This is a genomic window from Rhizobium sp. G21 (genome assembly GCF_014158035.1).
In the GTDB taxonomy this organism is placed as follows: domain Bacteria; phylum Pseudomonadota; class Alphaproteobacteria; order Rhizobiales; family Rhizobiaceae; genus Rhizobium_E.
The window spans coordinates 20,483-34,810 of record NZ_JACFXW010000004.1 but is presented as its reverse complement, the minus strand read 5'-3'; the positions used below and the strand labels follow the sequence as shown (position 1 = coordinate 34,810).

The window sequence follows — 14,328 nt, the reverse complement described above, 5'->3', positions numbered from 1 at the left end:
CTGCTCAGGCGTGCCCGTTCACTTCCGTGAGATCTCTTCGAGCATCTTGATCAAGTGCTGAGTTGCTTGGACCCTGACCTCGTTTGGATAATTGCGGTTCGCCAGCACGACGATTCCGAGTTTTTCTGACGGCAAAAGGGCGACATAGGAGCCAAAGCCGTTAGTTGAGCCGGTTTTGTTGAGGAATACGGCTTCGGATGCAGGTGCCGCAGGCGGAGCCAAACGCTTCACAGGCTGCGTCTTCAAGGCCATGTCACTCGAGTTGCCCGCCTGCAAACGACGGGCGTCGACCGGCCAGGGATACTGCTCCCAGATGAGATCCTGGGTATAATAGCGGGTCTCGAAAAAGCCGACGCGCGTGCCTGCGAGCGCATCAGCGATCTCCTTTGGCGCTTGCACCGCGCCGAGATTTGCGCCCAGGAACCGAGTCATGTCCACCACGGTCGATTTCACGCCATAGGCTTCTGCATCGAGTACGCCGGGGTTTAGCCGGACTGGCCGGTCGTCCTTCTTGGAGTAGCCATAGGCATAGCGGCCAGCGGCTGCATCAGGCACCGACACGTAGGTGCTGGAAAGTCCCAGTCGGCGAAACACCTGGGCTTCAAGAACTTGACCATATGGTTTCTTAAATTTCTCAGCAGTGATCTTGCCGAGGAGACCTATGCTGACATTCGAGTAGGAACGCAACGTGTTCGGATCGCCCTGAGCCTTGAACGCTCTCAAATATTCGGTAAGTTCTTCTCCGGCATCGGTGACGCTCTCCGGCGCCTGGAGCGGCAAACCAGCTGTTGTATGGGTCGCAAGGTTGAGAAGGGTGATGCCGTCAAAAGCAGTTCCTCTTAAGGCGGGAATATGGGCCGAGACGCTGTCGCTCATAGACAGGAGGCCTCGCTGCTCCGCAAGCTCCGCCAATGTGACGTTGAAGAGCTTGCTCACGGAGCCAAGCTCGAAAATAGTGTCTTTGGCGACCGGCTGATGCGTGGCGCGTACGGCTTCGCCATGCGTGAAATAGTACTCATGACCGTCTAGCGTCAGACCGACAGCGACACCCGGGATGCGGTACTCCTTCATGACCGGGATGAAGACCTTTGTGGCGATGGCTTGGAACTCAGCATCCGTCAGCGCGTGAGCGGCGGACGAACCGAAAGCGAGAGCTAGGGTGGACGCGGCAATAAGGCAGGATCTCAATAGAAGACTCCGAGATGAATTGCGAAGCCCATTCTCTGCGGGTTTGTGGCATTGATGCGTCCGCTCTCGGAATTACACTGAAAGACCTGAGGTCTTGGCGGCGCACCAAAAACAGAAAAATTTCAGAGCAACTGTCGAAACCAGCCGTCCTCGGCCGTCACTGTCTCGCCAGGGCAGTTCCCAACTGATGGGAAATACTGACAATGAGCCTAAATACGACTGGGGGCGCTGGGACGCGCCGCCACGCCTCATTCAAGCCAGCACAGCCTTAGGGGTGCCATGGGAACGCATATGGCGTAAAAATTGCTTGCTTCTGACCCAGATGGTTCAGGAGATCTCATTGCTTGCCTATCCGCCTATCCTCAGCATCGTCATCGGATTGTGCTGGACTGACTTCGTTGCGATGTTCTCGGCGCAGGCCGGCGCTTCGCGCGGACGTTTGATCCGGATGACGATTGCCTCCAGTCTGCTGCTGACCTCACTGGCGTTGGTGTTTTCCGAGGCGGATTCGGTGTTGAGTCTGGCGCTTTTGCTGGCAATTGCGGCCGCCGCCCTCCTGGCGAGCCGCAGTCTGAGTTCCAATTCGGCGTTGAGCGTCGCGGGTGTCGGCTTCGCGCTCTATTTCTCCGGTGCAACGCCTTGAATGAATCGAAGAATACGGTCGACCTCACCATTCTCGTCATCGACGAGAACGCAATCCGCGCGTCGATCATCGAAGAGGGGTTGAACGAGGCGGGCCACCTCAATGTGAAGGTGATCCACGAGATGCGAGGGGTGGCGCGGCTGATCGAGACGCTCGATCCCGACGTCATCATCATCGACATTGAAAACCCGAACCGCGACATGATGGAGCATATGTTCCAACTCAGCCGGACAGTCTCGCGCCCGATCGCCATGTTCGTCGACCGGTCCGACACCGCTGCGATCGAGGCCGCAGTCGATGCGGGCGTATCCGCCTATGTGGTCGACGGCCTGAAGAAGGAGCGCATCAAACCGATCCTCGACATGGCCGTCAGCCGTTTCAACGCTTTCAGCCGGCTGCAGCGGGAACTCACCGAGGCGCGCAATGCGCTGGAGGAGCGCAAGGTTATCGAACGCGCCAAAGGCATTCTGATGAAGATGCGCGGACTGAGCGAAGAACAGGCTTTCGCGCTGTTGAGACAGACCGCCATGAACGAAAAGAAAAAACTGGCGGACATCGCCCAGAGCGTCGTCACGGCAGCGGGACTGCTGCTGTGATGGGAGCGTCGGACGACACAGGCTGGGGAGAACCATGATGGCCACGACACAAAACGGCCACGCCGTGAAATCACCAGCGCGGATTGGCGGCCGCGACAGGAAGGTCGTCAGGGCGGGCTTCATCCCCTTGATGGACGCTTCAATTCTCATCGTCGCCGCAGAACTCGGTTTCGCCGAGAAAGAAGGCCTCCGCCTCGATCTTGCGCGTGACGTCTCCTGGGCCAATGTGCGGGACCGGCTCGCATTTCGCCAGTTCGACGTCGCCCATATGCTCTCGCCGATGCCCGTCGCCTCCATGTTGGGGCTGGGATCGAACCCCTCGCCGACCATTGCGCCCTTCTCCTTCGGCCGGGGCGGCAATGCGATCACTCTCTCCGCGCGCATCTTTGAACGCATGAAAGCCGCAACGGGCCTGACCGACGACGCCGGCGCGCTCGCAAACGCCCAGGCGCTCGCATCGCTTCTCGCCGACATGCGGTCTCGGGGGAGCCCGCCCCCACGCTCGGCATGACCTATCCGTTCTCGTCCCACAATTATGAATTCCGCTACTGGCTGGCGGCTGGCGGCATTCATCCCGATCGCGACGTCAAGCTGGTCGTGGTTCCTCCGCCTCTGACCTCGGATGCGCTGGCGGCAGGCGAAATCGATGGATTCTGCGTCGGCGCGCCCTGGAATATGGTCGCATCCGAACGCGGCGCGGGGCGTATTGTCGCCGCCAAGCAGGACATCTGGCCGCTCGCGCCCGAAAAAGTGCTCGGCATGCGCCCCGATTGGGCCGAAGCCAACATCGACACCGTATGCCGGTTGATCGTCGCGCTGGACCGGGCGGCGCGCTGGTGCGACGACACCGCCCATCATAACGAACTGGCGGAAATTCTTGCAGCTCCCGCCTATATCGCTGCGCCGAAAACCATCATCCGCCGCGTTCTCAGCGGCGAATTCAGTCTGGATGCTCAAGGCACGACCCGCGTCATCCCCGATTATTTTCTGTTTCATCGTGGCGAGGCGAACCATCCGCGCCTTGATCAGGCAAGTTGGATCTACAGCCAGATGATCCGCTGGGGGCAGACGAAGTTCAGCGCCGAAGGCCTGATGCGGGCGCAAAGCGCCTTCCGCCCCGATCTCTACAAATTGGCGCTCGGCGCCGACGCCCTCGAGCCGCATGATGTCGATGAAGGCGGGGCCCATGGCTATGACGGCTTCATGGATGGCCAGCGCTTCGACCCGAACGACATCGAGGACTATGTGCAGCGCTTTTCAGTGCGTTCGAACGCGCCTGCCAAAACTGAAGCCCATGAGGACTGATGAAGTGCAATGCACAATCCGAGGGCATTTGCATGGAATGCGAGTCCGCTGAACGTGCAATGTCCTGCCTCTTGCAGCGATCGATGCCCAGGCCGCCATCCGCGAAAACACCTATATCTGTAATGGCTTGATCAACCTGTGCCTGATTTGGCACGGCGTTTGCTTGACAATGTCAGTCCGCGGTCAACGGCGACCAAGGACGGATGAGCGCCCTGTGAGGCGCAGATAACCATCAGACACCGACGTCGCAGGCTTTTTGCCGTCCGGCCCTCCCGCCCGGACCTGGCAGATCAGCTCGCGGCGTTTTTTTTTCCCCACTCCGTCGAACTCCAGAGGGACACGACCCATGACGATGATCACAGGAATGACCATCAGCCGCCGACAGCTTCTCAAAGTCAGCTCCGCAACGGCTCTTGTCGGCGCCGCGCGTCTCGCTTTCCCCTCCGGCGCGTTCGCCGCGTACGCCGGACCTGAGGTTACCGGCGTCAAGTTCGGCTTCATCGCACTCACCGATTCTGCGCCGTTGATCGTCGCCAAGGAAAAGGGCCTGTTCGCAAAGCATGGCATGCCCGATGTCGAGGTCCTGAAGCAGGCCTCCTGGGGCGCCACCCGCGACAATCTCGTGCTCGGCGGCGAGGCCAACGGCATCGACGGCGCGCATATCCTGACGCCGATGCCCTATCTGATTTCGACCGGCAAGGTGACGCAGAACAACGTCCCGGTGCCGATGTCGATCATCGCTCGCCTCAATCTCGACAGCCAGGGCATATCGGTCGCAAAGGAATATGCCGAGACCGGCGTCCAGCTCGATGCGTCCAAGCTGAAGGAGTCTTTCGCGGCCAAGAAGGCGGCCGGCGGCGAGGTCAAGGTCGCCATGACATTCCCCGGCGGCACGCATGACCTCTGGCTGCGCTACTGGCTCGCAGCCGGCGGCATCGATCCCGACAAGGACGTCTCCACCATCGTCGTGCCGCCGCCGCAGATGGTCGCCAATATGAAGGTCGGCAATATGGACGCCTTCTGCGTCGGGGAGCCCTGGAACGAGCAACTCGTCAATCAGGGCATCGGCTTTACCGCCTGCACCACAGGCGAACTCTGGAAGGGCCATCCGGAAAAGGCGCTGGCGCTCCGCTCCGATTGGATCGAAAAGCACCCGAACGCGACCAAAGCGCTGATGATGGCCGTGATGGAAGCCCAGATCTGGGCTGACAGCATGGACAACAAGGAGGAACTCTCCGCCATCCTCGGCAAGCGCCAGTGGTTCAACGTGCCGCCGAAGGATGTGGCGGGACGGCTCAAGGGCACGATCAATTACGGCAATGGACGCATCGTCGAAAACACCGGACTCGAGATGAAGTTCTGGAAGGACCACGCCTCCTACCCCTTCAAGAGCCACGACGCCTGGTTCCTGACTGAGAATGTCCGCTGGGGCAAGTTTGCGCCTGATACGGACATCAAGGGGCTCCTCGACAAGGTCAACCGCGAGGACATCTGGCGCGCCGCCGCCAAGGATCTCGGCGTGGCCGCAGCCGATATTCCGGCTTCGACATCGCGCGGCAAGGAGACCTTCTTCGACGGCAAGGTTTTCGATCCGGAAAATCCGAAAGCCTATCTCGACAGCCTGACCATCAAAGCCAGCACGTGATGCGGTTTCGCCCTTCGTCTCCGGGGCGAAGGGCGCGCCCCAGCGCCGCCGACATCACTCGGAAGAGGACCTAACCATGACTGCCACCGCTCGAAAAAGCACCCCTCAAACGATCACTGCCATCGCCGGCGCGAAAAGCGGGGGAGCCGTTGTCCAGATGACGCCACGTCCCTCGCCACGGCTCAAGCTCGGCTCCGTCCTTAAAACGATGATGCGCTCGGTCCTGCCTCCGCTTGTGGTGCTGATCGCCCTTGTCGGCCTCTGGCAAATCCTCTGTTCCGGCCCGGGAGCCACGCTTCCGCCGCCGTCCCAGGTCTGGATCGACAGTTATGATCTGATCGCCTCTCCATTCTTCGACAACGGATCGCAGGATATCGGCCTTGCCTGGCGGGTGCTCGTGTCCCTGCAAAGGGTGGCTGTCGGCTTCGGGCTTGCGGCAATTGTCGGCGTCGCTCTCGGCGCTGTCGTCGGCCAATCGGTCTGGGCCATGCGCGGTCTCGACCCGATCTTCCAGATCCTTCGCACAGTGCCGCCGCTCGCCTGGCTGCCGCTGTCGCTTGCCGCCTTCCAGGATTCCAATCCCTCCGCCATCTTCGTGATTTTCATCACCTCGATCTGGCCCGTCATCATCAACACAGCCGTCGGCGTTCGGAACATTCCCGACGACTATCGCAATATTGCCCGCGTGCTCAGGCTCAACCCGCTGGAATTCTTCCTCAAGATCATGATCCCAGCCGCAGCGCCCTACATCTTCACCGGCCTGCGGATCGGCGTCGGCCTGTCCTGGCTGGCCATCGTCGCAGCTGAAATGCTGACTGGCGGCGTGGGCATCGGCTTCTTCATCTGGGATGCGTGGAATTCCTCGCGCCTCTCCGACATCATCGTGGCGCTCGCCTATATCGGCGTGACCGGCTTTGTCCTCGACAAGCTGGTCGCCCTTGTCGGCAGCGTCGTCACCCGCGGCACGGCCAAGAACTGAGGAGACGAGCACATGACCGCCTATCTCAAGATCGACCACATCGACAAAAGCTACGAACGCGGCGGCGTCCGCACCGACGTCCTCAAGGACGTGACGCTGACCATCGACAAGGGCGAATTCGTCTCCATCATCGGCCATTCCGGCTGCGGAAAATCGACCCTTCTCAACCTGATCGCTGGATTGACGCGGGTCTCTGCCGGGGCCGTGCTTCTGGAAAACCAGGAGGTCAACGCCCCCGGTCCCGAACGCGCCGTGGTCTTCCAGAACCACTCGCTGCTGCCCTGGCTGACGGTCTATGAAAACGTCAATCTCGCGGTGTCCAAAGTTTTCGCCGGCAAGAAGAGCAAGGCCGAAAAGCATGACTGGGTGATGCGCAATCTCGATCTCGTGCAGATGGCGCATGCGAAAGACAAGCGCCCGACCGAGATCTCCGGCGGGATGAAGCAGCGCGTCGGCATCGCCCGGGCGCTGGCCATGGAGCCGAAAATCCTGTTGCTCGACGAGCCGTTCGGCGCCTTGGACGCGCTCACCCGCGCCCATCTGCAGGACGCGGTGATGGAGATCCATACACGCCTCGGCAATACGATGATCATGATCACCCATGACGTCGACGAGGCCGTGCTGCTGTCTGACCGGATCGTGATGATGACCAATGGGCCCGCCGCCCGCATCGGCGAGGTTCTGGAGGTCCCGATCCCGAGGCCGCGCGATCGCATCGCGCTTGCAGCCGACCGAACCTATCTCAAATCCCGCGAAGCCGTGCTGAAGTTCCTCTACGAACGTCACCGCTTCGTCGAAGCTGCGGAGTAACCACCATGACGCAGAAACTTGTGATCATCGGCAATGGCATGGCCCCCGGCCGCATGCTGGAAGAACTGTTCGAAAAGGCGCCCGGCCTTTATGACGTGACGATTTTCAACGCCGAGCCGCGGGTCAATTACGACCGCATCATGCTCTCGCCGGTCCTCTCCGGGGAAAAGGCTTATGAGGATATCGTCATCCACAATGACGACTGGTACGCCGCTCACGGCGTGACCCTGCACAAGGGCGCAAGAGTCACGGAAATCGACCGTCACGCTAGGACAGTCTCCTCCGCCAATGGCGTGACGGCGTCCTATGACAAACTCGTTATCGCCACAGGCTCCCTGCCCTTCATCATTCCCGTGCCCGGTCATCAACTGCCCGGCGTTCTGCCCTATCGCGACCTCGACGACGTCGAGAAGATGCTGGAGATCGCCAAGGGCAAGGGGCGTGCGATCGTTATCGGCGCCGGTCTGCTCGGGCTTGAGGCCGCCTATGGCCTGAAGCGGCAAGGCATGGAAGTCACCGTAATCCACCTGATGCCGACGATCATGGAGCGGCAGCTCGATCCGGCTGCGGCCTATCTTCTCGAAAAGGCGCTGACCGAACGCGGCATCGAGATCATCACCAAGGCCAACACCAAGCAGATTCTCGGCGCGGACAAGGTCGAGGGCATCGAACTGGAGGATTGCCGCATCATCTCGGGCGACATGGTGGTGATGGCTGTCGGCATTCGTCCGGCCTCGAGCCTCGCCAAGGAAGCGGGTCTGGCCGTCAACCGCGGCATCGTTGTCGATGACGGCATGATGACGTCTGACCCCAACATCTTTGCGCTTGGCGAATGCGCCGAACATCGGGGGACCTGCTACGGTCTCGTCGCGCCGCTTTATGAAGCGGCCCGGGTTCTGGCGGATCGCCTGACCAGCGGCGCAGCAGAATATCATGGCTCGGTCGTCAACACGAAGCTGAAGGTCACGGGCATCAACCTGTTCTCCGCAGGCGACTTCGCGGAAGCGCCCGACCGTGAGGAGATCGTGCTGCGCGACGCCTCGGCCGGCGTCTACAAACGCCTCGTGCTCAAGGACAACAAGATCCTCGGCGCGGTTCTTTACGGCGACACGGCGGATGGATTCTGGTTCTTCGACTTGATGAAGAAGGGAACCGATATTTCCGCCATGCGCGAAACCCTCATTTTCGGCCAGTCCTTCCAGGGGGAGCGCCGCTGGACCCTATGGCGGCCGTTGCAGCCTTGCCGGATGATGCGGAAATCTGCGGCTGCAACGGCGTCTGCAAGGGCAAGATTACCTCGACGATCACATCCAAAGGCCTGACGACGCTCGATGGCGTCCGCGCCCATACCAAGGCGTCCGCGTCCTGCGGCAATTGCACAGGCCTGGTCGAACAGCTCATGTCGCTGACGCTTGGCGACGCCTATAATCCCGCCGCAGTCACGCCGATGTGCGCCTGCACGGAACTCGGCCATGACGATGTGCGCCGTCTTATCAAGGCGAAGGGCCTGAAGACCATTCCCGCCGTCATGCAGGAACTGGAGTGGAAGACGTCCTGCGGCTGCGCCAAATGCCGTCCTGCGCTCAACTACTATCTCGTCTGCGACTGGCCGGATGAATATGCCGACGACTACCAGTCGCGTTTCATCAACGAGCGCGTCCACGCCAATATCCAGAAGGACGGCACCTATTCCGTCGTGCCGCGCATGTGGGGCGGCGTGACGAGTTCTGCGGAGCTTCGCGCCATCGCCGATGTGGTGGACAAGTTCGAAATCCCGATGGTGAAAGTGACGGGCGGCCAGCGCATCGACCTGTTGGGCGTCGAGAAGGAAGACCTTCCCGCCGTCTGGGCCGATCTCGGCAAGGCCGGCTTCGTCTCAGGTCAGGCCTACGCCAAGGGCTTGCGCACGGTGAAGACCTGCGTCGGCTCCGACTGGTGCCGCTTCGGCACGCAGGATTCGACCGGGCTCGGCATCCGCATCGAAAAGTTCATGTGGGGCTCCTGGACGCCGGCAAAGCTGAAACTTGCCGTATCGGGCTGTCCGCGCAACTGCGCCGAAGCGACTTGCAAGGACATCGGCGTCGTCTGCGTCGATTCCGGATTCGAAATCCATTTCGCGGGCGCCGCCGGCCTCGACATCAAGGGCACGGATGTCCTGGGGCTCGTAAAGACCGAAGACGAGGCGATGGAACATATCGTGGCGCTGACGCAGATGTATCGCGAGCAGGCCCGCTATCTCGAGCGCATCTACAAATGGGCCAAGCGCATCGGCCATGACGAGATCCGCCGCCAGATCATGGAGGACCACGACAAGCGGCGCGCCTATTTCGAACGCTTCGTCTTCTCTCAGAAATTCTCCCAGGCCGATCCCTGGTCGGAGCGCGTCTCCGGCAAGGACAAGCATGAATTCAAGCCGATGGCGACCATCGGTTTCCATCAGGCGGCGGAGTGAGATTATGGACAGCAATTGGATCGCCATCGGCCACATCGACGACATTCCGCTGCGCGGCGCCCGCTGCGTAAAGACGCCCGAGGGCAAGATCGCCGTTTTCCGCACCGCTGAGAACGAGGTCTTCGCCATCGAGGATCAATGCCCGCACAAAGGCGGGCCGCTCAGCCAGGGCATTGTGCACGGCAAGTCCGTTACCTGCCCCCTGCACAACTGGATCATCTCGCTCGAAAGCGGCGAAGCGCTCGGCGCGGATGACGGCGCAGTGCGGACCACGCCGGTGCGCAACATCGACGGGCGACTGTCGATTTGCCTCAGGCCAGCGATGATGGCGGCGGAGTGAAGGTGATGGCGGCATCTGACGCACTCCCCTTCGGCAAAGCAAAGCGCTGTACCTCCGCGCAAATCGAAGGAGGCATCCATGTTCGCTGAAACCCGCACCACCTGTCCCTATTGCGGCGTCGGCTGCGGGGTCATTGCGAGCGTCGAGGATGATGGTCGCATCAGCGTCAAAGGCGATCCGGAGCATCCAGCCAATTACGGCCGTCTCTGTTCGAAAGGCTCGGCGCTCGCCGAAACGCTCGATCTCGACGGCCGGACGCTCTATCCGGAAGTCGGGGGCGTCAGGACCGGCTGGGATGAGGCTCTCGATCTCGTCGCCAGCCACTTCCGCCAGACCATCGCCGAGCATGGCCCGGACGCGGTCGCTTTCTACATCTCGGGTCAGATGCTGACCGAAGACTATTACGTCGCCAACAAGCTGATGAAAGGCTTCATCGGCTCGGCGAATATCGACACCAATTCACGGCTCTGCATGGCGTCTTCGGTCGCCGGCCATCGTCGCGCTTTCGGCTCGGACACCCTGCCCGGTTGTTATGAAGATCTCGAATTGGCGGATCTCGTGGTTCTCGTCGGCTCGAACATGGCCTGGTGCCATCCGGTGCTTTACCAGCGCCTGTCAGCGGCGAAAGCCAGCCGGCCCAGGATGAAAGTCGTCGTCATCGACCCGCGCCGAACCGCCACTTGCGACATCGCCGACATGCATCTCCAGATGCGCCCGGACGGCGACGTCGCCTTGTTCAATGGTCTGCTTGCCTATCTCGCTGAGAACGGCGGGATCGACGAAACCTTCGTCGGCAAGCACACGTCGGGGATTGGCGAAGCGCTGGTGGCCGCCGCCCGTTTGGACATGGCGGAGCTCGCCGAGGCGACCGGAGTTTCCATGCCGGCGCTCCGTCAGTTCTTCCGGCTTTTCCGAGCCACCGAACGGGTGGTGACCTGCTACAGCCAGGGCGTCAACCAGTCGGCCTCCGGGACGGACAAGGTCAACGCCATCGTCAATTGCCACCTGGCGTCCGGCCGCATCGGCCGGCCGGGCATGGGCCCGTTTTCCCTGACTGGCCAGCCCAACGCCATGGGCGGGCGCGAAGTCGGCGGGCTCGCCAATATGCTCGCGGCGCATATGGCCATCGAAAATCCCGCGCATCGGGATCTCGTCAAGCGCTTCTGGAAAGCCCCGGCGCTCGCCGACAAGCCTGGGCTGAAGGCCGTCGACATGTTCAAGGCGGTCGCCAACGGTCGAATCAAGGCAATCTGGATCATGTCCACCAATCCCGTCGTGTCCATGCCCGAAGCCGATCTCGTGCGGGATGCGCTTCGAGCCTGTCCCTTTGTCGTCGTGTCCGACATCCAGAAGAATACAGATACAGCCCGGCTTGCGCATGTGCTCTTGCCCGCAGCAGGATGGGGCGAAAAATCGGGCTCCGTGACCAATTCGGAGCGACGGATCTCCAGACAACGCGCATTCCTGGCATCGCCGGGCGAAGCGCTGCCGGATTGGCGGCAATTGGCCGAAGTCGGCAAGCGGATGGGGTTCGGCGCGGCGTTCGATTATGCTTCTCCGGCGGAAATCTTTGCGGAACATGCGGCCTTGTCGGCCTTCGAAAATGACGGCGCGCGCGACTTCGACATCGGCGCCTACGCTGAAATTGATGAATACGCGTATGAGGAACTGACGCCGTTCCACTGGCCTCGCTTTAAAGATGGATCATCGCGCAAGCGCTTTTTCGGAGATGGCCGCTTCTTCACGGAAGACGGCAAGGCGAAGCTCGTTCCTGTTCACGCCCCGGCTCGGTCTGAACCGGACGATCTGTACGCCTTCACCCTGAACACCGGCCGGATCCGCGATCACTGGCACACGATGACGCGAACCGGAAAAAGCGTGCGACTGTCGGCGCATATTGCCGAACCCTTCTGTGAAATTCATCCGCACGACGCGCGTCATCATCACATTGGGGACGCCGATCTCGTTCGCCTTCGAAGCCCCGAGGGCGCCTCGATCGTCGTGCGGGCGCTGATCACCGATCGCCAGATGCGCGGCTCGGTTTTCGTGCCCATGCATTGGACGGCAGAAACCGCGCCAAGCGCCCGGGTCGATACTCTCATCCCGTCCCGCGTCGATCCGGTCTCGGGTCAACCCGCCCTCAAGATGGGCCGCGTCTCCGTGAGCCGCTATGCGGCGCCGGCTCATGGCTTTCTGGTGTCCGCCGGCCGCCCCACCGATTTGCCGTTCTCGTATTGGGCGATTGCCAAGGCGGATGCGGGCTATCGTGTCGAGTTCGCAGGCGACCCACCTGCCGAAGGCTGGGAGGCCTGGTTGCGGCGCAGTTTGTCTCTTGAGGATATCGGCGATCTCGTCGGCTATCACGACGCCGATGCGGAAGATCACCGATTTCTCGCCTTCGACGGTGAGAGTCTCCTCGCCGCATTGTTCGTTTCAAGCGGTCCCGTCGAAGTGTCGCGCCAATGGGCGGCGGAACAGTTGCAGGTCCGTCATGCAGATTTTCGCGCCCGGACGGCGCTGATCGCGGGCGCCCCGCCGCGGCCGGCTCGGACAAAGGCGCGATCGTCTGTTCCTGTTTTTCGGTCGGCGTCAACGACATCTTGGCTGCGGCGCGGAGCGGTTGCCGCTCCGTCGACGCCATCGGCGCGGCGTTGAACGCTGGAACAAATTGCGGCTCCTGCCGCCCAGACATCAGGAGGATTCTCGATGCGACCCATATCCTTGCTGCCGAATGAGACTGCGTCCCGTATCGCGCCCCTGGCCAAACTGCCAGTCTTCTGGAATCTCGCGGGAAAACGCGTGGTCATGGCAGGCGGCTCGGACGCCGCGGCGTGGAAGACCGAGCTGCTCCTCGCCTGCGGCGCGGCCGTCGATCTCTATTGCGAGATGACCGAACTCGGCGATGCCATGATCGCTTTGCTCGATCGGGCCTCGTTACGACATCACGCGCAACCGTGGTCTTGCGGCGTCTTCTCCGGCGCTGCGATGGCGCTTGCGGATTGCGACGACGAGGCCGAAGCGCAGGCATTCTTTTGCGCCGCCCGCGCGGCCGGCGTTCCGGTCAATGTGATCGACAAGCCTGAATATTGTCAGTTCCAGTTCGGCTCAATCGTCAACCGCTCGCCGATCATCGTCTCCATCTCGACGGATGGAGCGGCGCCGGTGCTGGCGCAGGCGATCCGCCAGCGGATCGAAACATTGCTGCCGCCGGCGCTGAAGCAGTGGGCCCAACTTGCTCAGTCGCTCCGGGAGAGCATCAATCGTCGGCTGGCGCCGGGTCTGCCGAGGCGAGCGTTCTGGGAGCGCTTCGCAATCCGAAGCCTGACGACCAATGAGCCGCCGCCGGACGGCGCGGGCGAAGCACTGCTTGCGTTGACTGACGAGATGTCTGGGCAAACTGGCTCGGTGACTCTGGTCGGCGCCGGTCCCGGCGACGCGGAACTCCTCACGCTCAAGGCCATGCGCGCCTTGCAATCCGCCGATGTCATCCTGTTCGACGATCTCGTGTCGCCGGAAGTGCTTGAACTGGCGCGGCGGGAGGCAAAGCGATTTCTGGTCGGCAAGCGCGGCGGCCGTGAAAGCTGCAAACAGGACGACATCAACGACATGATGGTTCGCTTCGCCAAGGCAGGCAATCGGGTGGTTCGGCTGAAATCCGGCGATCCGATGATCTTCGGGCGCGCCGGCGAGGAAATCCAGCTGCTGCAGCAGGAGGGGATCGCTGTCGACGTCGTCCCCGGCGTCACGGCCGCCTCGGCGATGGCGGCTGCGCTGAAAACCTCCCTCACGCATCGCGACCATGCCCAGCAAGTACGTTTCGTGACAGGCCACTCCAAGAACCACGACCTGCCCCGGACCATCGACTGGGCGTCGCTGGCTAAGCCGCATCAGACGAGCATCTTCTATATGGGCGGACGCATGGCCGGGCAGATCGAACAACGCCTGCGTGAGGAGGGGATGCCGGCAGATATGCCGGTTGTGATCCTGTCTTCGGTGAGCAGGACGACAGAGCGGCGCTGGGCTGGCCGGCTCGAGGATCTCGGCGCAACCATGGGCAGGATTGGCGTTGACGAACCAGTCTTGATCGGTGTCGGCCAGGTGTTCGGAGCTGCCGCAGCAAGTCGCATGCCCACTAAAAAAACCGCCGCGCCGACAACAAACTTTAGGACTTTGGTCGGCTGAGCGACCATCAACCCACGAAGAGGGAGGCGTCATTGATGAGGAGGGGAGGTCGGTTAGATAGATGTGGTGGGCTTCCATATTCTAGAAATTGCCGCCGGCGCGGCTGACATCCCTTGCCACCGTCGTGCCATGATACTGGGTCTCAGATCGCGGGCGATGTTGACGAACTTTTTGGCTTTGGCGTCATG

At 61.6% G+C, this 14,328-nt stretch carries 8 protein-coding genes and 3 pseudogenes; 10 read left to right on the top strand and 1 reads right to left on the bottom strand.

Annotation, left to right across the window (positions count from 1 at the left end):
* Positions 1 to 18: 18 nt before the first annotated feature.
* Complete coding sequence (gene ampC, locus H2O14_RS25775; RefSeq protein WP_182830178.1) at positions 19 to 1,188, bottom strand: class C beta-lactamase; 1,170 nt, start codon at positions 1,186 to 1,188, stop codon at positions 19 to 21.
* Between the two features lie 340 nt (positions 1,189 to 1,528).
* Here ampC and H2O14_RS25770 point away from each other — a divergent pair, with 340 nt between their 5' ends.
* The 10 genes and pseudogenes from H2O14_RS25770 to cysG all read left to right on the top strand — a co-directional run bounded on the left by H2O14_RS25770 (position 1,529) and on the right by cysG (position 14,140).
* Positions 1,529 to 1,831, top strand: coding sequence for a hypothetical protein (locus H2O14_RS25770; RefSeq protein WP_182830177.1), 303 nt, complete (start codon positions 1,529 to 1,531; stop codon positions 1,829 to 1,831).
* Positions 1,828 to 2,427: an ANTAR domain-containing response regulator gene (locus tag H2O14_RS25765; protein WP_182830176.1), complete on the top strand. Its 600-nt coding sequence runs from the start codon at positions 1,828 to 1,830 to the stop codon at positions 2,425 to 2,427. Before H2O14_RS25770 ends, H2O14_RS25765 begins: the two co-directional genes overlap by 4 nt.
* A gap of 34 nt (positions 2,428 to 2,461) precedes the next feature.
* A pseudogene (locus H2O14_RS25760) lies at positions 2,462 to 3,732 on the top strand (CmpA/NrtA family ABC transporter substrate-binding protein).
* A 346-nt stretch (positions 3,733 to 4,078) separates the two neighbouring features.
* Entirely contained in the window at positions 4,079 to 5,377 is a 1,299-nt protein-coding gene (locus H2O14_RS25755) for a CmpA/NrtA family ABC transporter substrate-binding protein (RefSeq protein ID WP_182830175.1), read from the top strand.
* A 157-nt stretch (positions 5,378 to 5,534) separates the two neighbouring features.
* Entirely contained in the window at positions 5,535 to 6,356 is an 822-nt protein-coding gene (ntrB, locus tag H2O14_RS25750) for a nitrate ABC transporter permease (protein ID WP_409526978.1), read from the top strand.
* Positions 6,357 to 6,368: 12 nt separating this feature from the next.
* Positions 6,369 to 7,166 carry an ABC transporter ATP-binding protein gene (locus tag H2O14_RS25745; RefSeq protein WP_182830173.1) on the top strand — a complete coding sequence of 266 codons (798 nt, stop codon included), beginning with the start codon at positions 6,369 to 6,371 and terminating at the stop codon, positions 7,164 to 7,166.
* Between the two features lie 5 nt (positions 7,167 to 7,171).
* Positions 7,172 to 9,618 (top strand): annotated as a pseudogene (gene nirB / locus H2O14_RS25740) (nitrite reductase large subunit NirB).
* Between the two features lie 4 nt (positions 9,619 to 9,622).
* Positions 9,623 to 9,958, top strand: a complete 336-nt coding sequence (nirD, locus tag H2O14_RS25735) for a nitrite reductase small subunit NirD (RefSeq protein ID WP_182830172.1) — start codon at positions 9,623 to 9,625, stop codon at positions 9,956 to 9,958.
* A 78-nt stretch (positions 9,959 to 10,036) separates the two neighbouring features.
* A pseudogene (locus H2O14_RS25730) lies at positions 10,037 to 12,693 on the top strand (molybdopterin-dependent oxidoreductase).
* Complete coding sequence (cysG, locus tag H2O14_RS25725; protein WP_182830171.1) at positions 12,665 to 14,140, top strand: siroheme synthase CysG; 1,476 nt, start codon at positions 12,665 to 12,667, stop codon at positions 14,138 to 14,140. The pseudogene H2O14_RS25730 and the gene cysG overlap by 29 nt, the downstream one beginning before the upstream one ends.
* The last annotated feature ends 188 nt before the right edge of the window (positions 14,141 to 14,328 follow it).

Bases quoted from the DNA above. Each gene is read 5' to 3' on its own strand.
- H2O14_RS25755 (WP_182830175.1), top strand. From the start codon at position 4,079: ATGACGATGATCACAGGAATGACCATCAGCCGCCGACAGCTTCTCAAA.
- ntrB (WP_409526978.1), top strand. From the start codon at position 5,535: ATGACGCCACGTCCCTCGCCACGGCTCAAGCTCGGCTCCGTCCTTAAA.
- H2O14_RS25745 (WP_182830173.1), top strand. From the start codon at position 6,369: ATGACCGCCTATCTCAAGATCGACCACATCGACAAAAGCTACGAACGC.
- nirD (WP_182830172.1), top strand. From the start codon at position 9,623: ATGGACAGCAATTGGATCGCCATCGGCCACATCGACGACATTCCGCTG.
- cysG (WP_182830171.1), top strand. From the start codon at position 12,665: ATGCGACCCATATCCTTGCTGCCGAATGAGACTGCGTCCCGTATCGCG.